This is a genomic window from Methylobacterium sp. 174MFSha1.1, assembly GCF_900116815.1.
Taxonomy (GTDB): domain Bacteria; phylum Pseudomonadota; class Alphaproteobacteria; order Rhizobiales; family Beijerinckiaceae; genus Methylobacterium.
The window spans coordinates 16,691-36,755 of sequence record NZ_FPCB01000038.1; the positions used below are offsets into that span (position 1 = coordinate 16,691).

General features: G+C 71.8%; 18 protein-coding genes. 3 read left to right on the forward strand and 15 right to left on the reverse strand.

The window, feature by feature from the left end; all coding sequences use genetic code 11:
• Positions 1-220: 220 nt before the first annotated feature.
• From BM430_RS27125 to BM430_RS27135, 3 genes are all read right to left on the reverse strand, one after another.
• Complete coding sequence (locus tag BM430_RS27125; RefSeq protein ID WP_093570354.1) at positions 221-946, reverse strand: SDR family NAD(P)-dependent oxidoreductase; 726 nt, start codon at positions 944-946, stop codon at positions 221-223.
• The gene (locus BM430_RS27130) at positions 943-2,286 is read right to left on the reverse strand and encodes an MFS transporter (RefSeq protein WP_093570355.1); all 1,344 of its coding nucleotides are present in this window, start codon (positions 2,284-2,286) and stop codon (positions 943-945) included. The genes BM430_RS27125 and BM430_RS27130 overlap by 4 nt, the downstream gene beginning before the upstream one ends.
• A 165-nt stretch (positions 2,287-2,451) precedes the next feature.
• The gene (locus BM430_RS27135; RefSeq protein WP_093570356.1) at positions 2,452-3,009 is read right to left on the reverse strand and encodes a 2,4'-dihydroxyacetophenone dioxygenase family protein; all 558 of its coding nucleotides are present in this window, start codon (positions 3,007-3,009) and stop codon (positions 2,452-2,454) included.
• Between the two features lie 246 nt (positions 3,010-3,255).
• On the opposite strand from BM430_RS27135, the gene sugE reads away from it, so the two are divergent.
• Positions 3,256-3,570 (forward strand): quaternary ammonium compound efflux SMR transporter SugE, encoded by a 315-nt coding sequence (sugE, locus tag BM430_RS27140; protein ID WP_093570357.1) that lies wholly within the window; start codon positions 3,256-3,258, stop codon positions 3,568-3,570.
• A gap of 33 nt (positions 3,571-3,603) precedes the next feature.
• On the opposite strand, the gene BM430_RS27145 is transcribed toward sugE, so the two are convergent.
• The 4 genes from BM430_RS27145 to BM430_RS27160 all read right to left on the reverse strand — a co-directional run bounded on the left by BM430_RS27145 (position 3,604) and on the right by BM430_RS27160 (position 6,958).
• Complete coding sequence (locus BM430_RS27145; protein WP_093570358.1) at positions 3,604-4,392, reverse strand: Crp/Fnr family transcriptional regulator; 789 nt, start codon at positions 4,390-4,392, stop codon at positions 3,604-3,606.
• Positions 4,393-5,346: 954 nt separating this feature from the next.
• Positions 5,347-6,084, reverse strand: coding sequence for a NepR family anti-sigma factor (locus tag BM430_RS27150; RefSeq protein WP_093570359.1), 738 nt, complete (start codon positions 6,082-6,084; stop codon positions 5,347-5,349).
• A 170-nt stretch (positions 6,085-6,254) separates the two neighbouring features.
• Positions 6,255-6,626 carry a CsbD family protein gene (locus BM430_RS27155; RefSeq protein ID WP_093570360.1) on the reverse strand — a complete coding sequence of 124 codons (372 nt, stop codon included), beginning with the start codon at positions 6,624-6,626 and terminating at the stop codon, positions 6,255-6,257.
• Positions 6,627-6,754: 128 nt separating this feature from the next.
• Positions 6,755-6,958, reverse strand: a complete 204-nt coding sequence (locus BM430_RS27160; RefSeq protein WP_048451122.1) for a CsbD family protein — start codon at positions 6,956-6,958, stop codon at positions 6,755-6,757.
• Between the two features lie 183 nt (positions 6,959-7,141).
• Between BM430_RS27160 and BM430_RS27165 the strand changes: the two genes are divergently transcribed.
• A complete protein-coding gene (locus BM430_RS27165) occupies positions 7,142-8,389 on the forward strand; it encodes an Hsp70 family protein (RefSeq protein ID WP_093570361.1) in 1,248 nt (415 codons plus the stop codon).
• Positions 8,390-8,407: 18 nt separating this feature from the next.
• On the opposite strand, the gene BM430_RS27170 is transcribed toward BM430_RS27165, so the two are convergent.
• The 4 genes from BM430_RS27170 to BM430_RS27185 form a co-directional block, all read right to left on the reverse strand.
• Complete coding sequence (locus tag BM430_RS27170; RefSeq protein ID WP_093570362.1) at positions 8,408-9,355, reverse strand: ABC transporter substrate-binding protein; 948 nt, start codon at positions 9,353-9,355, stop codon at positions 8,408-8,410.
• 310 nt (positions 9,356-9,665) lie between these two features.
• Positions 9,666-10,757: an LLM class flavin-dependent oxidoreductase gene (locus tag BM430_RS27175; RefSeq protein ID WP_093570363.1), complete on the reverse strand. Its 1,092-nt coding sequence runs from the start codon at positions 10,755-10,757 to the stop codon at positions 9,666-9,668.
• Positions 10,757-11,935, reverse strand: a complete 1,179-nt coding sequence (locus BM430_RS27180) for an acyl-CoA dehydrogenase family protein (RefSeq protein WP_093570397.1) — start codon at positions 11,933-11,935, stop codon at positions 10,757-10,759. Before BM430_RS27180 ends, BM430_RS27175 begins: the two co-directional genes overlap by 1 nt.
• A 400-nt stretch (positions 11,936-12,335) precedes the next feature.
• The gene (locus BM430_RS27185; RefSeq protein WP_093570364.1) at positions 12,336-12,701 is read right to left on the reverse strand and encodes an ArsR/SmtB family transcription factor; all 366 of its coding nucleotides are present in this window, start codon (positions 12,699-12,701) and stop codon (positions 12,336-12,338) included.
• Positions 12,702-12,808: 107 nt separating this feature from the next.
• On the opposite strand from BM430_RS27185, the gene BM430_RS27190 reads away from it, so the two are divergent.
• Complete coding sequence (locus BM430_RS27190; protein WP_093570365.1) at positions 12,809-13,555, forward strand: glucose 1-dehydrogenase; 747 nt, start codon at positions 12,809-12,811, stop codon at positions 13,553-13,555.
• A gap of 341 nt (positions 13,556-13,896) precedes the next feature.
• On the opposite strand, the gene BM430_RS27195 is transcribed toward BM430_RS27190, so the two are convergent.
• From BM430_RS27195 to BM430_RS27210, 4 genes are read right to left on the reverse strand one after another with little or no spacing between them, the layout of a single operon-like run.
• Positions 13,897-15,063 carry a VWA domain-containing protein gene (locus tag BM430_RS27195; RefSeq protein ID WP_093570366.1) on the reverse strand — a complete coding sequence of 389 codons (1,167 nt, stop codon included), beginning with the start codon at positions 15,061-15,063 and terminating at the stop codon, positions 13,897-13,899.
• Positions 15,060-17,366, reverse strand: coding sequence for a DUF5682 family protein (locus tag BM430_RS27200; RefSeq protein ID WP_093570367.1), 2,307 nt, complete (start codon positions 17,364-17,366; stop codon positions 15,060-15,062). The genes BM430_RS27195 and BM430_RS27200 overlap by 4 nt, the downstream gene beginning before the upstream one ends.
• Before the next feature lie 9 nt (positions 17,367-17,375).
• Positions 17,376-18,467, reverse strand: coding sequence for an ATP-binding protein (locus BM430_RS27205; protein WP_093570368.1), 1,092 nt, complete (start codon positions 18,465-18,467; stop codon positions 17,376-17,378).
• Complete coding sequence (locus tag BM430_RS27210; RefSeq protein ID WP_093570369.1) at positions 18,464-20,050, reverse strand: DUF5691 domain-containing protein; 1,587 nt, start codon at positions 20,048-20,050, stop codon at positions 18,464-18,466. Before BM430_RS27210 ends, BM430_RS27205 begins: the two co-directional genes overlap by 4 nt.
• Positions 20,051-20,065: the final 15 nt, after the last annotated feature.

The following is a 20,065-nucleotide window of genomic DNA, read 5'->3' on the forward strand; positions in this document are numbered from 1 at the left end:
TGGCCGACCGACATGCAACCCTCGATGTCATCCCGGGGCCGCGACAGCGGAAACCGGGATCCATAACCGCCGACGATTCAGGGCGAGGTGGAACGCTGGTCGCCCTGCCTTTCACTGTCAGCGGTTATGGATCCCGGGCTCTCGACTTCGTCGAGCCCCGGGATGACGTCGAGACATGCCGATCATGGTGCCGGATCGATCGACGCGAACGATCCAGCTCTTACGTAATGAGGTAGCCGCCATCGACCGGCAGCACCACCCCGGTCATGAAGGCGGCGGCGGGGCTCACCAGGAAGGTCACCGCTTCGGCCACGTCGGACGGCGTGCCCCAGCGGCCGAGGGGCGTGCGCGCCAGGATCGGCCCCGCCCGGGCGGGATCGTCCTGGAGCGCCCGCGTCAGCGGGGTGGCGATCCAGCCCGGCGCCACCGCGTTCACCCGGATGCCGTCCGGCGCGTAGGCGATGGCGAGCGACTTCGTCAGCTGCGCCACGCCGCCCTTGCTGGCGCTGTAGGCCGGCACCAGGCCGCCGCCGAAGAACGACAGCATCGAGGCGGTGTTGACGATGCTGCCGCCGGTCTCCGCCAGCCTGCCGCGCGCGGCGCCGCAGACCCGCATCGTGCCGGTGAGGTTCACCGCCAGCACCTCCTCGAACACCTCGGGCCGGTGCTCGTCGCCGCGCCGGATGATGCCGGCGCAATTGACCACGATGTCGAGCCGGTCGCACGACGCGACGAGGGCGGCGACGGCCGCCCCGTCGGTGACGTCGAGCTCGTGAGCGGTGAGCGCGAGGCCGTCGGGGATCGCGCAGGCCGCCGCGTCGATGCCGGCCGCGTGCACCCGGGCGCCGAGGCGGGCCAGGGCCTCGGCGATGCCGGCGCCGATGCCGGAGGTGGCACCGGTGACGAGGGCGGTGCGCCCGGCGAGGAGGTCGGGGAGGAAGGTCATGCCGTGCGCTCCGTCGGGATCAGGGTCTCGCTGCCTTCGAGCGGCTTGCGCACCAGGACGATGTAGGCGGCCGCCGCCAGCACCGCGACCGCGGCGGCGGCGAGCAGCGCGTTGACGTATGAGCCGGTGCCCTGGACGATGTAGCCGGTGATCACCGGCGCGAACGACCCGGCGAAGTAGCCGCCGAAATTCTGGATGCTGCCGAGCGAGGCGACCTGGCGCTTCGGCACCGCGACGCTCACCATCATCCAGGCGGCCCCGCTCGCCATGTTGATGAAGAACATCGCCAGGCATATGTAGACCACCGCCAGCGTCACGCTCGGGGTGTAGGCCGCCGGCACCGTGAAGGCGCCGCCGCCCAGCAGCCCGACGCAGACCGGCCACTTGCGGCTGGCGACGATGCCGGCGCCGCGCGCGAGCAGCCGGTCGGCGGCTTGGCCGGCGCAGAGCATGCCGAGCGTACCGAACACGTAGGGGATCGCCACCACCCAGCCGGTGCGGGCGACGCTCAGCCCCCGCTCGTGCTCGAGGTAGGAGGGCAGCCAGGTCAGGTAGAGCCAGACCATGTAGATGACGCCCATGAAGCCGAGGATCATGCCCCAGGTCGTGGCGTGGGCGAACAGCCCGCGCCACTCCGAGAAGGTCATGCGCCGGGCCGGCGGCTCGGGGGCCGCGCCCTCGTCGAGATGGGCGACCTCGTCCCGCGTCAGCGCCACCTCGGCGCGGTTGCGGTAGACGAGATACCAGCCGACCGCGACGACGATGCCGACGAGGCCGGTGACGACGAACATCCAGCGCCAGCCGAGCGACAGCATCATCGCGGTGAGGAGCGGCGGGGCGATGCAGGGCCCGATGCAGGACGAGGCGACGAAGATGCCGGTCGGCGTGCCGCGCTCGCGCACCGAGAACCACTCGCTCACCGTCTTGGCGCCGGCGGGAAATTGCGGCGCCTCGCCGAGGCCCAGCACCGCGCGGGCGATCACGAATTGCTGGAAATTGGCGACGAAGCCCGAGACGAGCTGGGCCAGCGACCAGAAGAACATGCCGGCGCCGAGCATGATCCGCGAGCCGATCCGGTCGAGCAGCGCGCCGACCGGCAATTGCGAGAACGCGTAGGCCAGCGAAAAGGCCGAGAGCAGCCAGCCCATCTGGGCGGGGGAGAGGGCCATCTCGTCGCGGATCGCCGTGTTGGCGATCGAGAGCGCCGAGCGGTCGACGTAGTTGATGATCCCCGCCGCGGTCAGGAAGGCGACGGCGATCCACTGGATGCGACGCAGGCGCGGGGATTTGGCGAGCGGTGGGGTGGGTGACCTGGTGGTCGTTGCTGTGCCGGACGACATCGCGTGCCGGTCCTCCCGGTTTTGCTTATGGGGATGTTTGTTAGATCTTGACGACGAGGCCGACACCCACCGCGTCGCTCCGGGTTCCGCTTCGCGGACCCGGACCGACGAGGGGCGTATCAATCCCGTCGAGCCGATCGGTAGAAGTCTGAGGCGGAATCCGCCTCAGCGGATGAACTGATCGACGTAGTCCGCCCCCAGGCCGACCGCCTCGTAATGCGCCCGGCACAGGTCGATCTTGGTGAACACGTCCTCGTAGCCGGTATGCCGGCCCCAGGGGTCGACGTAGTACATGCAGCCGTTGACCTGGAAGTAGGTGATCATCTCCTCCACGCCCTCGTCGACGACCAGGGTGTGGGTCTCGCCCGGCGGCTCGAAGGCGTAGGCGCCCTCGCTCGCGACCCAGTCGTGCTCGAGGTAGCGCCAGCTGCCCTTGAGCACGAAGGCGTGGACCGGGCCGGGATGGCGGTGGCGGCTGAGGATGCCGGCCTTGCGCACCTTGAGCAGGTTCATCCAGTAGCCCGCCGAGACGTTCAGGCAGAGCGGCCGGAACCACACGCTGTCGGCCTGCGGCACCCAGATCCGGTCGTCCTCGGGGATCGCCGGCGCCACCACGAGGTCGGGCCGGATCTCGGCCGGCTGCGGCTTCTGGTAGGGCATGCGCCGCAAGGTGGCGGCGTCGAGCCCGGCGGCGGGGTCCTGCGCCGAGGGGTCGGCATTCATGGCATCCTCCCGATGTCCATATCGTGGACGTTCTGTCCGTGATATGGATGGTCCAGGAGATGTGGCCCCCTGTCAAACCGCAAGCGCCGCATGGCAGCGTTGCGGCCGGGCGCGCGCGCCGTCCCCGGCCGGTTGCCGCCGGCCGGGCGAGGCCCACTTCCTGCGGGGCCGAGACGACCCGGCCGCCCCTCCGCGAGGGAGACCGACATCCGCAGGGACGGCCCTGCCCGTGAACGGGGGCACTCCTTGGCCTGGATTCTTCTGCTCGTCGCCGGCCTGTTCGAGATCGGCTGGGCGATCGGCCTCAAATACACCGACGGCTTCACCCGCCCGCTGCCCTCGCTCCTCACCGGGCTGAGCATGGTGGCGAGCGTCGTCCTGCTCGGGATGGCTTTGCGCACGCTGCCGGTCGGCACCGCCTACGCCGTCTGGACCGGCATCGGCACGGTCGGCACGGCGCTCCTCGGCATCGCGCTGTTCGGCGAGCCCGCCACGGCGGCGCGGCTCGCCTGCATCGGCCTGATCGTGGCCGGAATCCTGGGGCTCAAGCTCCTGGCTTGAACTTCTGGCCTGAGCCCGGTCACCTGAACCCGGTCACTCGTGCCGCTGCGTCGGGTCGACCGCCACGAAGCCGCCGCCCTCGGCGTAGACCGCCCCGAGCACGGAGCGGTAATGGCTCCGGACCTTGCCGTAGCACTCGCAGGACGCGTGCTCGGCCTGGGCCCGGTCCAGGATGGTGATCTGGCCGCGGCGCACCGCGATCAGGCCGCGGCGCTGCAGCGCCCCGAGCACGCCGGTGAGGTAGGTGCGGCGCACGCCGAGCATCTCGGCGAGGATCTCCTGGGTCACCGGCAGGACCGGTGTGCCGAGCCGGTCCTGAAAGGTCAGGAGCCAGCGCAGGCAGCGCTCCTCGATCGGGTGGACGGCGTTGCAGGCCACCGATTGCAGGACCTGGGCGAGCAGGCAATCGGCGTAGCGGACGAACAGGTCGCGCAGGGTCGGGGAGGCCGCCCGCGCCCGGGTCAGCTGCTCGGCATCGAGGCGCAGCACCTCGCCCGTGACCTGCACCACCGCCTCGCTGAAGGCCGGCAGGTAGCCGTGGCTGACCACGCCGCCGACCGCGCCCTCGTGCCCCACCGTCGCGGTCTCGACCATCCGCCCGTCGCGCATCCGCGAGACCAGGGTCACGGTGGTCTGGTTCAGCGGAAAGGTGACGTGCGAGACGTCCTCGCCGGCGCGGAACAGGACCGTGCCGCGGATCCGCTGCCCGCGTTCGAGATACGGCGCCAGCAGGGTACGGTCACCCGTATCCAGGGCTTCGAGCAGGAGGTTGCCTTCGAAAAGACCGGTCTCGGGGGACTGCGACTCGTCCGGCGCATTCAACGTCGTCGTCTCCGGAAAAACGGGGGCCCGCCGTGGAACCCGGACGGAGGGCGGTGGTGCCCGGAAGTGGCGAGAAATCCGCGGTACTGGTGCAACGCGCCTCCCCGCATCCGGAGCGAGGCCACGCTTGGTCTAACGGTGCGTCAGGGCCGTGTCTGTCCTGTTTCTGACATTATGAGAACGAATCCGACCTATCCCTATCAGCCGAATCCATGATGTCGCACCACTCATGATACTCTCCCGCACTATATTTGCTGCGGAGTCGGCAAAGCTTGACGGTGTCTCAGGTGGGTGAATTCTAGGTTTTATGGAAGATATTGCTCTATTTTCTTTCGTCAAGAGAATTTTTGTCGGCCTGACAACCTTGGGTCAGATAGAAATTTTCCCCAGATAATTTATAGTCGATCGGCTCTCGCTATCTCGACTGAAAAAGATGAGAGGCATCGAGATGATTTATCCAGCGGGAGAATATTGATCATTCCCAGTCCGTCGGGTGCGATATGATCGACCGCTATCATTCGCGATGCATGGCCGACCTCCACGGCGGTACAGTGTCATGCCGCTACGGAGCGCCTCCTTGACTTACTCTAAGTGAGGAGGGCGGCACGCCTGGGCCCGCGAGGGTTCGATACGCTCTCCGGCCGACCCGGGAGCCTGCGCAGGCGTTGTGCCCCGATCATCCGGGCTCGCCGGGGTATTACGGACTTGTCCCCGATCTCCCCCTCGTCGCGGGGTGGCCCAGCCGCGGGCGACGATCATTCGACGGCGCCGCGCAGCAGGGCGGTCCGGCGTGCCGGAGGGCCGGTTTTCAGGACGCAGTGCCGAGATGTCCGAGGTGAAGCCCGGCCCATCGTCCGGTGTCCGGCCAGTCGCTCCGGGCGGGGCCCGCCCGAAAATCCAGCTCGCTCGGCCCTGCGGGAGATCGTGACGGTCGGCGCGGACCGCGCGGGCGGATCAGCTGTCGAGCGCCATCGTGCCGGCATGCCCCATCACCGAGCGGGTGAGCCGGTCGGCCCCGAGCTCGCCGCCGGAATAGCCCAGGAGTTCGGCCAGCTTGTCGCGGGCGCGGCAGACCCGGCTCTTCACCGTGCCGACCTTGCACTGCATCAGCACCGCGGCATCCTCGTAGGACAGGTCGCCGACCGCGACCAGCATCAGGGCCTCGCGCTGCTCGGCCACCAGCTTGTTGAGCGCGGCCTGGAGGTCCTGCACGTCGAGGCGGTCGCCCTGGTTCGGGGCGGAGGTGAGGCGGGCCGAGTAGGTGCCCTCGCCGTCCTCGACCTCGCGCGAGCGCTTGCGGTGCTCCGAGTAGAAGGCGTTGCGCATGATCGTGAACAGCCAGGCGCTGAGATTGGTGCCGGCCTCGAACCGGTCGCGGTTCTGCCAGGCCTTCAGCATCGTGTCCTGCACCAGGTCGTCGGCCCGGGCCGGGTTGGCGGTGAGCGTCAGGGCGAAGCGGCGCAGGGCCGGCGCCGCCGCGAGCAGGTCCTCGCGGAAACGGTCCTGCTTCGGCGCGCCGAGGGTGGCCAGTGCCAAGTCCAGCCGGCTGAGCAGATCCGCGAAGGCGGCGGGCGCCGCCTCCACCTCGACCGCCGCGTAATGCGCACGCAGCCGCTCGCCCAGGTGCTCCTGCACCGATGGGGGCAGGGCCGGGGCGGTCTTCGGAAGGCCGGGGGGTTGGCTCTGGGTCATCGGGTCGTTCGGCTGGCGCGGGGTTGAGGCCAAGCTAGACCATAAGCGACCCGGAGGCGAGACCGAACCCCGCCTCCCTTCGATGCAGTGCAACAACCCGGCCGCCGCGTGACCGCTGCGGCACGCCGGCAACACCCGGCCGCCGCACGATTGCGGCGGTGCGCTCCGCCTCAGTGGCGGCCCTTCAGCAGCCAGCCGGCCGCGAAGGCGAGGCCGGCGACGGCGAGCAGCGTCTCGGTCGGGTGCGATTCGGCGCGGCGCAGGGCCTTGCCGCCGCGGTGACGCGCCTCGCCGTAGACCTCGCGGCCGCGCGCATAGGCATGGCGGCCGCGCTTCTCGATCTCGCCGGCGAGCGCCCTGCCGTCATGCGACAGGTCCTCGGCGACCTCGCGGCCGCGGCCATAGGCGTACTGGGCGCCGCCGACGACCTGGTTGAACGCGCCCTCCGCCTGCGGCCGGACGCGGCCCGTGACGGCGCCGATCGCGGTCTGGCCGCGGCCCTTGAGGTGGCGCACGCCGCCCTCGAACTGGTCCCTGTTCATCGTGGTCTCCTTGCGTTCCGGGTGACGAGCGGTCGCGGAAAAACGAAGGGCCGGCCTCCCGCGCGTCGCGAGAAACCGGCCCGATCGTCCAAGATGTCGGGCCGGCGCGAGGCCGGCCCGCACCGAGATCAGAGCTTGCTCTTCACCGTGTCGGCGGCATTCTTGATGCCGTCCTTGACGTCGCCGGTGGTCTTCTGGGCCTCGCCCTTCAGTTCCTGGGCCTTGCCCTCGGCCTGCAGCTTCTCGTTGCCGGTGGCACTGCCGATGCCCTGCTTGATGTTGCCGACAGCCTCGTTGGCGAGGCCCTTGATCTTGTCGGTGGTGCTGCTCATGGGAAGCTCCTCGTCTCTTGCAGTTCAACGACTGCTCAGGTCTGACGAACCGCCGAAACGGCGCATTGTTCCGCAGCGACAGACGCGGACATCCGCATCCGGACCGGCCCGGGCGGGCTGGACCGCGGCGGCGGAACCCGCTAGGTCGCGCGCCCTCCCTCTCGGCACCGGCAGAGATTCGGCATGGCGGCCTGCGGCCTCGATTTCGGCACCTCGAACACCACCCTCGGCCTGACCGGGGCCGGCGGGCTCGCGCTGGCGCGGTTGGAGGGCGAGGCGGTCACGATTCCGAGCGCGATCTTCTTCCCGCCGGTCGGCGACGAGGCGGTCGGCCGGGCCGCCGTGACCGCCTATGTCGAGGGCGATCCCGGGCGGCTGATGCGCAGCCTGAAATCGGTGCTCGGCTCCTCGCTCCTCGACGAGACCACCCCGGTCGGGCGCCGGCGGCTGTCGTTCCGGACGGTGATCGCCCGCTATCTGAGCGCCGTGAAGGCGCGGGCGGAGGATCAGGCCGGCGGGCCCCTGACGCAGGTGGTCCACGGCCGCCCGGTCCACTTCGTCGACGGCGACCCCGAGGGCGACCGCCGGGCCGAGGACGCGCTCGCCGGCATCGCCCGGGAGGTCGGCTTCACCGAGGTGTCGTTCCAGTACGAGCCGATCGCCGCGGCGCTCGACTACGAGCGCGGGCTCGACCGCGAGGAGGTGGCGCTGATCGCCGATATCGGCGGCGGCACCTCGGACTTCTCGGTGGTGCGCTTGAGCCCCGAGCGCCACCGGGCGGTGGAGCGCGCCGGCGACATCCTGGCCAATGACGGCGTGCGGATCGGCGGCACCGATTTCGACCGCACCCTCAGCGTCGGCGAGGTGATGCCGCTCTTGGGGCTGGGCAGCCCGATGCGCCGCCCCGGCCTCGACGTGCCCTCGGCCTATTTTCACGATCTCGCCACCTGGTCGCAGATCAACCGGCTCTACGACGGCAAGACCCTGCGCGAGCTGCGCTCTCTTCGCCGTGACGTGGCCCGCCCCGAGCTGATCGACCGCCTCGCCGCGGTGATCGAGGCCGAGCGCGGCCACACCCTGGCGATGGAGGTCGAGGACGCCAAGATCGCCCTGTCGGAGGTGGAGCGGGTCGGCCTGCCCCTCGGCTGGGTCGAGCCGGGCCTCACCGCCGAGATCGACCGCCCGGACCTCGCCCGGCACTCGGCCGACCTCGCCCGGCGCATCGGCGCCTGCATCGCGCGCTGCCTGCGCGACGCCGGCGTGGCGCCGTCCGCCATCGACGCCCTGTTCCTCACCGGCGGCTCGACCCGCCTCGCGCCGGTGCGCGCCGCCATCCTGGCGGCGGCGCCGGAGGCCCGGGTGGTCGAGGGCGACACCTTCGGCTCGGTCGGCCTCGGGCTGACGGTGGAGGCGGCGCGGCGCTACGGCTGACGGCCTACGTCGCTTGGCTTACTGCGTCGCCGCCGCGGCCCCGGCCCGGGCGGCGTCGTTGAACGAGGCGTCGAACACGCTCCCCGCCGCGAGCCGCTGCGGGATCAGCCCGGCCCGGTGATAGAGGTCGGCGACGCGCTGCTCGTCGGCGATCACCGCGTCGTCGATCGGAACCGGGCGGATGTCGGCTCGGCGGAACCACGCCAGCGGCACCGCTTCCGGCAGGCCGATCAGGGCCGACCATCTTTTGGCGAAGGCCTCGGGCTTCGCCGTGCCCCAGACCCGCGCCTGGGCGAGCCGCCGCACGAAATCCTCCAGGGCCGCGCGCTTCCCCGCGATGGCGTCGTCGCGGGCGACCTGGAAGCTCAGGCCCGGGGTGAGCCCGCGTCCGTCGGCGACGATGCGGGCTCTGCCTGAGATCTCGAGCTGCGAGGTGTAGGGCTCCCAGGTCGACCAGGCGTCGACGGAGCCTGAGGTCAGGGCCATCTGGGCGTCGGCGGGCAGGAGGAAGGTCGGCGCAACGTCGCCCGGTGCCCAGCCGGCGGCCTCGGCTTGGGCGAGGACGAGCTGGTGGCCGATCGAGCCGCGGCCGGTGGCAATGCGCTTGCCCTTGAGATCCGCAAACGTCTTCACCGGTGAATCCGGCGGTACCAGCACGGCGAGGCCGGCTTGGTCCTGGCGGATGGCGAAGATCGCCTTGACCGGCGCGCCGGCCGCGGCCGCGAAGGTGAACGGCGCGTCGCCGGCGATGCCGGTATCGATCGCCCCGGCATTGAGCGCTTCGAGCAGCGGCGCGGCGGCCGGGAATTCGCGCCATTCGAGCCGGTAGGCCAGGCCGTCGAGGACGCCCGCCGCCTCCATCAGGGCGCGCGAGCCGCCCTTCTGGTCGCCGACGCGCAGGATTGTCTCGGCCCGGGCGGGGAGGGCGGCGAGGAGAAGGGCGAGGAGAGCGAGGATCGGGCGCATGATGGGCAGGCTTCGCAAGAGTGGGAAACTGTTTTGCGGCAGAAATCTGCGACAAAACGAAGTCTTTGAGCTCGGAGTTTGTTTGAGCGGTTGCGCCGATCGATCTGCATACAGGCCGACATCTCTCGACGTCATCCCGGGGCTCGTCGAAGACGAGAACCCGGGATCCATAACCGCCGACGCAGCCTGACAGGGCGGGCAGCGTTCCGCTTCATCCTGCACCGTCAGCGGTTATGGATCCCGGGTTCCGCTGCGCGGCCCCGGGATGACATCGAGGGTTTCAGGACGGTCGGCCCACTCAAACAGGTTCTCACGCGGCGGCCGGACGGCGGGACGACGCGGCGAGGCGCCGGAAGGCCGGGATCAGCTCGCGGCCGTACTGCACTGCGTCCTCCAGCGGATCGAAGCCGCGGATCAGGAAGGTCGTGACGCCGAGCGCGTGGTACTCGTGCAGTGCCTCCGCGACCTGCTCGGGCGTGCCGACGAGGGCCGTGGAATTGCCCTGCGCCCCGGTCTCGGCGGCGATCGCCGTGTAGAGCCGGCCGTCGAGCCGGTCGCCCTTCGCGGCCGCCGCGAGCAGGCGGCGCGAGCCCTCGTTCTGCGGCACGGCCGCGGGGCCGAGGCCGCGGGCCGCGCGCAGGGCCTTGGTACGTCGCAGAATTTCCTCCGCCCGGGCCCAGGCGGCCTCCTCGGTCGCGGCCAGGATCGGCCGGAACGACAGGCTGAAGCGGATCTTGTCTTCGCGCCCGTGGGCCCGGGCGGCGGCACGCACCCGGGCGATCGTCTCGCGCACCTGCGCCTGGGTCTCGCCCCACAGGGCGTAGACGTCGGCGTGCTTCCCCGCCACCGCGATCGCGGCCTCCGACGAGCCGCCGAAATAGACCGGCAGGTGCGGCTGCTGCACCGGCTTGACCGCAGAAAAGCCCTTGGCGACGCGGTAGTGGCGTCCCTCGTAGTCGAACGGGCTCGCGCGGGTCCAGGACGCCTTGACGATATCGAGATACTCGCTGGTGCGGGCGTAGCGCTCGTCCTTGGTCAGGGCGTCGCCGTCCTGCGCCAGCTCAGCGTCGTTGCCGCCGGTGATGATGTGGACGCCGGCGCGCCCGTCGGTGAGCTGGTCGAGGGTGGCGAGCTGGCGCGCCGCCACGGTCGGCGCCTGGAAGCCCGGCCGGTGCGCGATCATCAGGCCGATCCGCTCGGTGACCGAGGCGACGTAGTGCGCGAGCGCGAAACTGTCGGGCGCGGTCGAGTGGAAGGCGATCAGCACCCGGTCGAAGCCGCCATGCTCGTGCGCCTGCGCCGAGGCCCGCAGATAGGCGCGGTCGACGACCGGCCCGGTGGGCGCGTGGATCTCCGACCCGTACTGGGCCGCGACGAAGCCGATGAAGTGCACGTCCTGCATCACGAATTCTCCTGTCGGGCGGTGAGCGCCGCGCGCCCGGCGGCCAGCCGGACCGCGTCGCCCTGGGGCGTGTGGATGCGCGCGCAGAGCACGTCGCGCAGGTGGCGTTCGAGCGGGTTGTTTCGCGAGAGGCCGGGATTGCCCACGAGGGCGACCGCGCCCTGCACCACCTGGATCGCGTTCTCGGTGACGGTGAGCTTGACGAGCCCGCTCTCGGTGGCCGAGGGCGGCGAGCCCGCATCGGTCTCGGCGGCGGCGCTGCGCAGGAGCCTGCGGTTGACGGCGAGCAGGCGCTCGCCCTCGCCGACGGCTTCCTGGAATCTCGGCAGGCTCGCCAGCGACGCCCCGAGATTGGCCGGCGCCCGCTCATTGAGATGGGCGCGGAGCCAGGCTTGCGCCGCTCGCGCCACGCCGTCGTAGAGGCTGGCGAGCAACGCGGTGTTCCAGGCGAGCGTCGTCGCGTCGGGGGCGGCCCAGGCGGCGGGCGGGCGCCAGTCGACGGCATGGTCCTCCGGCACCAGGACCCCGTCGAGGACGACGTCGTGGCTGCCGCTCGCCCGCAGGCCGAGATGGTCCCAGGTCTCCTCGATCCGCACGCCCGGCGCCTCCATCGGCACGACCACGAACCCGGTGCGGGGCTCGGCCTCGTCGGTGCGGGCCCAGACCAGCCCGAAGGCGAGGATCGGCGCACCGGTCGAGTAGATCTTGCGGCCGGTGATCCGCCAGCCCCCCGGCACCCGCCGCGCCACCGTCTCCGGCAGGCCGCCGCGGGCGGGCGAGCCGAGGGCGGGTTCGACCCGCAGCGCGTTGACGAAGGCGCCCTCGCGGATCGCCGCCTGCTGCAGCCGCGCCGCGACGTTGTCGGGCCACCCGGCGCGGGCGAGGCTCGCGTGGTGGACGGCCTGCATCGCCAGGACGAGGCTCGCCGCCGGATCGGCCTCGGCCAGCGTCCCGATGACGGCGCTGGCGACGGCGAGCCCGGCACCGAGGCCGCCCCGGCTCTCCGGCACCGTCAGGGCGGCGAGGCCCGCCTCCCGGATCGCCGCGAGGCTCGCATGGGCGAACCGCCCCTCGCGGTCGTCGGCGGCGGCGAGGGGGGCGAGGGCGGGGGCGAGGGCCCTTGCGAGCGCGACCGGATCTCGGTCCGCGGGCCTGAACCGGCGTGGCTGGGCCGTCATGCCCGGGCGGCGCCGGTGCGGGGCCGCCGGGACGGGTGGCACGGGAACATGAACGTCGGCCTTCCTCTCGCGAATTGCGCCCGTCGCTCCGAGCTGTCATCTCGAAGAGGCGGTCATATCTCTGGATAATAAAATCTGATCTTGTCGCCGTCGGGCGTCAACTGAAATGATGTTCTGGGTGGATGGCGAGATTTGGAAGTATTTTTTCTGCAATCGGTGAAGGGTGCGATACGATTCTTATCCGGCACTCTCGCGCGGCGTGTCCGTTCTCGACGGGGGCCGGCAGGAGCGCGAGGCTCATCGGTCCGACCGGAGCCCGAGGACGGATGACGGCCCCCGGCCCTGCCCGGCCGTTGCCGCAGATCGGCGCATGTCTGACGGCGGGTTCCGATGGCAGCCCCTAGCGCGGACCGGCCGTCTCCGCTTCGCGCGAATCCGGGCCGCCCTGCGACGCGTAGGCGTTGATGATCCCGACGAGCAGGCCGGGAAACCGGGCTTCCACCTCGGCCCAGCGGGAATGGTTGCGCACCTCGACGCCGTGGCGCTCGCTGCGGATCAGCCCGGCTTCGCGCAGCACCTTGAAGTGGTTGGACAACGAGGATTTCGGGATCACCCGGTCCCCGAGGGCCGACAGGGCCGAGCAGGCCTCGACGCAGCCCGCCCGCATGATCCTGGCGAAGATGGCGGCGCGGTTCGGGTCGGCGAGGGCGTGCAGGATCGCCTCCGGCCGCACGTCCTCGATGGCGGGGTGGAACAGGGGTCTCATGATCCGTCCATATGGGGTCTTGAACTCCGGTCCCATAGTTCCGAAGTTCCGAACTATGGGACCAACCCTCCATCCCGGAGCCGGCCCATCACCGAAGAGTAGCACACATGCCGAAGCTTGAGGGTAAGGTCGCCGTCGTCACCGGCGCGTCGAAGGGCATCGGTGCCGGCATCGCCAGGGCCCTGGCGCGGGAGGGCGCCGCCGTGGTGGTGAACTACGCGTCGAGCCGGGCGGGCGCCGACGCCGTCGTCGCGGCCATCACGTCGGCCGGCGGCCGGGCCGTCGCCGTTCAGGGCGACGTGAGCAAGGCGTCCGGGGCGCAGGGCCTGATCGAGGCGGCCGTGGCGCAGTTCGGCCGGCTCGACGTGCTGGTCAACAATTCCGGCGTGTACGAATTCGCGGCGATCGAGGAGGTGACCGAGGAGCATTACCGCCGCCAGTTCGACACCAACGTGCTCGGCGTCCTGCTGACGACGCAGGCGGCCGTCAAGCATCTCGGCGAGGGCGGCAGCATCGTGAACATCTCCTCGGCGATCACGCACGTGCATACGCCGGCGGCCGCGGTCTATGCGGGCACCAAGGGGGCGGTGAACGCCGTCTCGGGTGTGCTCGCCAACGAGCTGGCGCCCCGCAAGATCCGCGTGAACGTGGTCAGCCCGGGCTTCGTGGTGACCGAGGGCACGCATACGGCCGGGGTCGTCGGGTCCGACATGGAAGCCGGCCTCGTCGCACAGACGCCGCTCGGCCGCGCCGGCCAGCCCGACGACATCGCCGGCGTGGTCGCGTTCCTCGCCTCCGACGACGCGCGCTGGCTGACCGGCGAGGTGATCACGGCGAGCGGCGGCATCCGCTAACGCGGCAATCGTGCCTGCGCGTTGCCGGGACGGGTGCGCGGGCACGATGCCCGGGACGGATGCTAGTCGCTACTCGGAGCCTTGTTCGATCAGCCTCTACAGATATCCTATCCACCGGGTCATTCCGGGGCCGCGTAGCGGAGCCCGGAATCCAGAAACTCAGGTGTTTCAGAAGAAATCACGACCGGCTCCGCTTTATCCTGAACCATCCGCGGTTCTGGATTCCGGGCTCCGCTGCGCGGCCCCGGAATGACACGGAGGGTTTCAGGGCTGTTGAGCGAGTGAACTGACTCTCGAAGAGCGAGACTGGCCGTCGTTCCCTTTCGGCCTCGTCGGCGGCCCTACGCCACCCCGTCACCCCCCACCGCCGGCACCGCCGCGATCCCGGCCTCCGCCGCCCACGCCCCGAGATCCTGCTTGCGGATCGCCGCCGCCATCATGTCGGGGAAGAGGTCGGGCGTGCAGGCGAAGGCGGGGACGCCGAGGCCGGCGAGGCGGGCGGCGAGCGCCCGGTCGTAAGCCGGCGCGCCCTCGTCGGAGAGCGCCAGCAGGGCCACCACCTGCACCCCGGCCGCGACGAGGCGTTGCGCCTGCGCCAGCAATCCGGCCTCGACCCCGCCCTCGTAGAGGTCGGAGATCAGCACCAGCACCGTGTCCTCGGGCCGGGTGATGCGGGAGGCGCAGTAGCCGATCGCCCGGTTGATGTCGGTGCCGCCGCCGAGCTGGACCGAGAACAGCACCTCGACCGGATCGTCCATCGCGTCGGTGAGGTCGACGACCTGGGTGTCGAACACCACGAGCCGGGTCGAGACCGCGGGCAGGGAGGCCATCACCGCCCCGAAGATGCTGGAATAGACCACGGAATTTGCCATCGAGCCGGACTGGTCGATGCACAGGATCACGTCCTTCAGCGAGCCGCGGCTCTTGCGGCCGTGGCCCAGCCGCGTCTCCGGGATGATGGTGCGGTACTCGGCCTGATAGTGGCGCAGGTTCGCCCGGATGGTGCGGTGCCAGTCGATCTCGGCGTGGCGTGGACGGCGGTTGATGCTGGCGCGGTCGATCGCCCCAGTCACCGCCTGGCGCAGCGGCTCCTCCAGCCGCTTCATGAGTTCGTCCACCACCTTGCGCACCACGAGGCGCGCGGTCTCCCTGGTGCGCCCGCCGAGCAGGCCGCGCATCGAGATCAGGGTCGAGACGAGGTTCACGTCGGGCTGGAGCGCCTCCAGCATCTCCGGCTCGGTCAGCATCCGCTTGAGGTCGAGGCGCTCGAAGGCGTCGCGCTGCATCACCTGCACGACCGAGGCCGGAAAGTAGTCGCGGATGTCGCCGAGCCAGCGCGGCACGGAGGGAGCGGAGGCCCCCAAGCCCCCCTTGCGGTCGGAATCATAGAGGGCGCCGAGTGCCCGGTCGAGGCGCTGGTCGCGCTCGCCCAAAGAGCAGCCGGTCCCCTCCGCCGCGCCCCCGCCGAGGACGAGGCGCCAGCGGCGCAGGCGGTCGGTCTCGCTCATGCGGCGTCTCCCGTCTCGGCGGAGGTTTCGGCGGGTTCGGGCCCGAGCAGCAGGCGCAGGATCGGCAGCACGCTCGCCGCGCGGCGGGCATCGAAGCCCTCCGGCCCTTCCGCCCCAATTGCCGTGCCGCCCGGACGCGCCAGGGCCTCGCCGACCGCCCGGCGCTCGGCCGGGAAGAGGGTCGCGAAGGTGCGGCGCACCAGCGGCAGCAACTCGGTGAACAGGGCCTCATCGAGGTTCGAGAGCCAGTCGTCGACGATGCCGAGCAGGCCCTGGCCGTGGATCAGGACGGTGCCGCTCTCTTCCAAAAAGCCCTCGATCCAGGCGGCGGCCGGCACCGCGCCCGCCGCCCGCGACAGGGCGAGGCGCAGGCGCGTGCCGGCCTCCTCCGCGGCGATGGCGCGCTCGTCGAACAGCAGGCGCACGGCGCGGCCGACGACGCGGCCGTGGACGTGATCCTGGTCGGCCAGCGCCCGCAGGGCCTCCTGCCAGGTCGCCTTGAGTTCCGGATCCTCGAGCAGCGCGACCGCCCCCGAGACGGCGACGATGCGCTGCTTGGCGGCCTTCGCCGCGTCATCGTCGAGGCTCTGGCAGGCGGCGACGAGGCCGGCGGCGGCGCGGGGTACGAGGCCGCGCACGAGCGCCAGCACGGGCGCGGTGTCGGAGGAGCGCACCGAGCCGTAGCGGGCGAGATCGGCGAGCGCCGGCAGGGCGTCCATGAGGTCGAACACGTCGGCCGAGACCGCGGCGCGGTCGTCGAGGGCGCGGACCACCTGGGCGGTCGCCTCGGGCAGGTCGGCGTCGAGGAGCGTGCCGATCAGGCCCGACAAATCGGCGACGCGCTGCGCGCCCCGGGCCCGGGTCCTCACCCGGGAGGCGGCGGCCTCCGCGACGGTGCCGCCCTCGGCCGAGGCCGCCACCAGCTCCACCACCCAGTCCGGCTGCCAGGCGAGGAACCACGCCTCCTTGAAGGTGCCGCGCCCGCGCGCCTCGCGCCGGGTGCCCCAGGGCACGCCGATCAGCGCCAGCCGGTTGAGGAAGTGGCTGCGGGCGAGGTCGGTCTCCTTGCGCAGGTCGAGGACGAGGTCGCCGGCGGCCGCCCCGGGCTTCAGGCGCAGGCGCTTGCATTGCGCCTCGAAATCCGCCTCCACCGGCGTGCCGGGGCTGTCGGGCGGGGTGGCGCCGAGGCGCTCGCCGATGACGAGCTTGGCGCGAATCAGCCCCATCGGTGCCGGATCAGCGAAGCAGAGCGTCGCCTGCACCGCCTCGTCGAGGTCGTCGAGGGAGGGGCGGGCGCGGCCGCGGAACGCCGCCAGCGCCTCGGCGAGGCGCGCCGCCTCGATCACCGAGGCCGGAGAGGCGTCGAGGTCCTCCTCGCGCAGGAGTGCGGCGGCGCGGGCGAGCCAGCGGGCGGCGACCCGCTCCTCGTGGTGCCAGAGCGTGTCGTACCATTCGGGCGAGAGCACCCCGGCGCGGTAGCCGGAGGCGGTCGCCAGCCGCTCGTAGGACCACGGCGCCCAGGCGGCCGCGACCTTGGTCTTCGGCAGCCCCTTGAGCGTCGCGGTGTCGGCGGAGGCCTGGCCCTTGGCGTCGTAGCGGGCCAAAGCCGGCACGTGCCAGGCGCCGCAGATCACGGCGATCCGCGAAAACTCCTCCTTGGCGGCCTTGCGGATCGCCGTCCGCATATGGGCCTCGCGGGCCTCCTCGCGGAATGCGTCCTCCGGGTCGGGGTCGGGGACCTCGCGCAGGGCGCCCATCGCCTCGCCGATCGCCGCGAACACGTCGCCGTCGGCGCCGGCCCGGCTCTCCACCAGGGCGTCCCACCAGCGCTCGCCGTCCGGGTAGCCGGCGGCGGCGGCGAGCTCGCCCAAGGGGTCGCGGCGGATCGCGGCCGGGGCCGGCGATGGTTGGCCCGGCTCCGCCGCGGCCTCGGCGACCGGCTCCCCGTCGAGAGGGGCGCCCTCGGGGCTCGCGCAAAAGCCGTCGGCGAGCTGGACCGCGTGCGGCAGGTCGATGAAGCGGATGGTCGCCCCGGCGGAGAGGCCGTAGCGCATCGCCACCCATTCGGGCGAGAAGGCCGCGAAGGGGAAGAACGCGCAGTCGCGCGGCCGGTCGGGCCGGTAGACGAGGAGCGCCACCGGCGGCGCCATCGCCTCGTGGGCGACGAGGGGGATCAGCGCGTCGGCATCCGGCGGTCCCTCGATCAGGAGGCAGTCGGGCGCGAAATCGGCCAAAGCCGCCCGGAGCGAGCGGGCCGAGCCGGGGCCGTGATGGCGGATGCCGAAGAGGCGGATATCGGGCATCGCTTCAGCTCACGCGCTCGCGCGGGCGGCCTTGTAAAAATCCTTCCAGCCGTCGCGCTCCTTGACCACGGTCTCGAGGTATTCGCGCCAGACGATCGCGTCCTGCACCGGATCCTTCACCACCGCACCGGAGATGCCCGAGACGAGGTCGCCCGCCGAGAGACGGCCGTCGCCGAAATGCGCCGCCAGCGCCAGCCCGCTGCCGACGACGCTGATCGCCTCCGCCGTCGAGAGCGTGCCCGAGGGCTGCTTGACCTTGCTCTTGCCGTCCACCGTCACGCCCTCGCGCAACTCGCGGAAGATCGTGACGACGCGGCGGATCTGGTCGGCGCCCGGCGGCTCGGCCGGGATCTCGAAGGCACGGCCGAGGGAGGCGACGCGGCTCTCGACGATGGCGATCTCCGCCTCGATCGTCGCGGGTGGGGGCAGCACCACGGTGTTGAAGCGGCGCTTGAGGGCGCTCGACAATTCGTTGACGCCGCGATCCCGGTTGTTCGCCGTCGCGATGAGGTTGAAGCCCTTCTGCGCCGCCACCTCCTCGTTCAGCTCGGGGATCGGCAGGGTTTTCTCCGACAGGACGGTGATGAAGCTGTCCTGCGTCTCCGAGGGGATGCGGGTCAGCTCCTCGACCCGGGCGATGCGGCCCTCGTCCATCGCCCGCATCACCGGCGAGGCCACCACCGCCTCGCGGCTCGGCCCCTTGGCCAGCAGCAGCGCGTAGTTCCAGCCGTAGCGGATCGCCTCCTCGCTGGTGCCGGCGGTGCCCTGGACGATCAGCCGCGACGTGCCGCAGATCGCCGCCGCGAGGTGCTCGCTGACCCAGCTCTTGGCGGTGCCGGGCACGCCGAGCAGCAGGAGCGCCCGGTCGGTGGCGAGCGTCGCCACCGCGACCTCCATCAGGCGCCGGTCGCCGATGTATTTCGGGGTGATCGTCTGCCCGGAGGCCAGCGTGCCGCCGAGCAGGTAGGTGACGACGGCCTGCGGCGACATCTGCCAGTTCGGCGGGCGCGGCCGGTCGTCGGCCTCGCGCAGGGCGGCGATCTCCTCGGCGAAGGCGTCCTCGGCGGCTTGACGGAGTTGTGCGGCTTTGGTCGACGTCATCCTCGGGCGGTCTCCTCAATGGGTCTTGGATTCGGGGTCTCGAATTCGCGCCGGATCGCGACGCGCAGGTCCAGCGTCTCGGCGAGGCTGGTCATCTGCTGGCGCAGGCGGTCGTTGCCCTCGTCCTCCGGCAGCCGCGCGGCGAGGGCCGCCGCGGTCGCGGCGATGTCCTCGCCCGGCCACAGCCGCTCGCCGAGGCGGGCGATCACCCAGGGCTTCGCCAGGTCGCGCCGCAGGCTCTCGGAGCCGCGGGTGACGAAGGCGAGCCAGTCGACCAGCGCGGCGCTGAACCGCTCGGAGAAGGCGTCCGGGCCCTTCGCCAGCACCGCCAGCACCACCTCGATCTTGCGGGCGCGGATCAGCTCGGTGACCCGCGCCTCCCATTCGGGCCCGGGCAGGAGGTCGAGGGCCTGGACCCAGCGGCCGAGAAGCTCGTTGCTGCGGCGCAGGCCCGACACCTTGCCCTCGTAGGCCTCGGCCAGGAGATCGGCGATGTCCCTCGCCCAGGCCGTATCGCCCTCGCGCGCGACGGCCGAGAACAACCCCTGGACGATCGGCTCGGCCCATTCGCTGCGCAGGGCCAGCTCGAACCAGAGCCGCGGCGGATGCGTCGCGAAGGCGTGGAGCGGCGCGCGCGCCAGGATGTCCCGCAGGAGCCCGGCCCGGACGCCACCGCCGCGCCGCTCCCAGGCATGGGGCTCGACCCCGTCGCGGGCGAGCGTGGGGGATTCCTCCGGCAGGGTCACGGCCAGCTCGTGCGTCGCGCTCCGCAGGAGCCGGCTCTTGCTCGTGATGACGAGGGCTGTGGTCGCCCGCACCGCCATGCGCGAGGCGTAGGGCGAGCCGGGGAGACGCGGCAGCAGGCGCTGCGCGGCCTGGCGCACGCCCCCGGCCCGGTCGTCGAGGCAGGCTTCGAGGAAGGGCTCGTCGGCCGGGGACAAGCCGGTCCACAGGGCGCCGACCAGGGCCTCGCGGAAATCGGCCTTCTCCTTGCGGAAGACCGCCTCCAGCGCCGTCCGCGCGCCCTCCGGGTCGCGGGCGCGGAAGGCCGCGAAGGCGGCGCGGCGCGCGGCGAGAGAGCCCTCGGTCCAGTCGCCGGCGTCCGATTCCGCGGCCTTGGCCTCGCCGCAGGCGTTGGCGAGCCAGTCGAGTTCGGCGCCGGCGACGGCGCGAGCCGTCTCCGGCAGGTGCTCGGCGTGGCGCATCAGGGCCTGGTGCAGCCAGGCGGGCGGGCGCATCCCCGCATCGGCCGCGAGGTCGAACCACTCGCGCAGGCGCTCGCGGGCGGGGTAGCCGCCGGTGAGGAGGGCGTAGAGCCGGTTCGCGGCGGCCGGCGGACATTCGGGGCCGGCCGGCTCCCGCGGCCCGATCGGCTCCATCGCGTCGGCCGCGAGGTCGAGCCCGGCGAGGTGGTGAATCCCGTGCAGGGCGAGGCGCGCCAGCAGGGCGCTGCCGGGATCGGTCTCCATCACGAAGTCCGCGAGGGAGCCGGGCAGGGCGGGCGGCGCGCGCTCGGCGCCGAGGAGCGCGGCGGCGAGGATCGGCTCCCAGCCGTCGGCGGCGAGGTCGGTGGTGTCCGTCATGGTCGGATCGCTCAG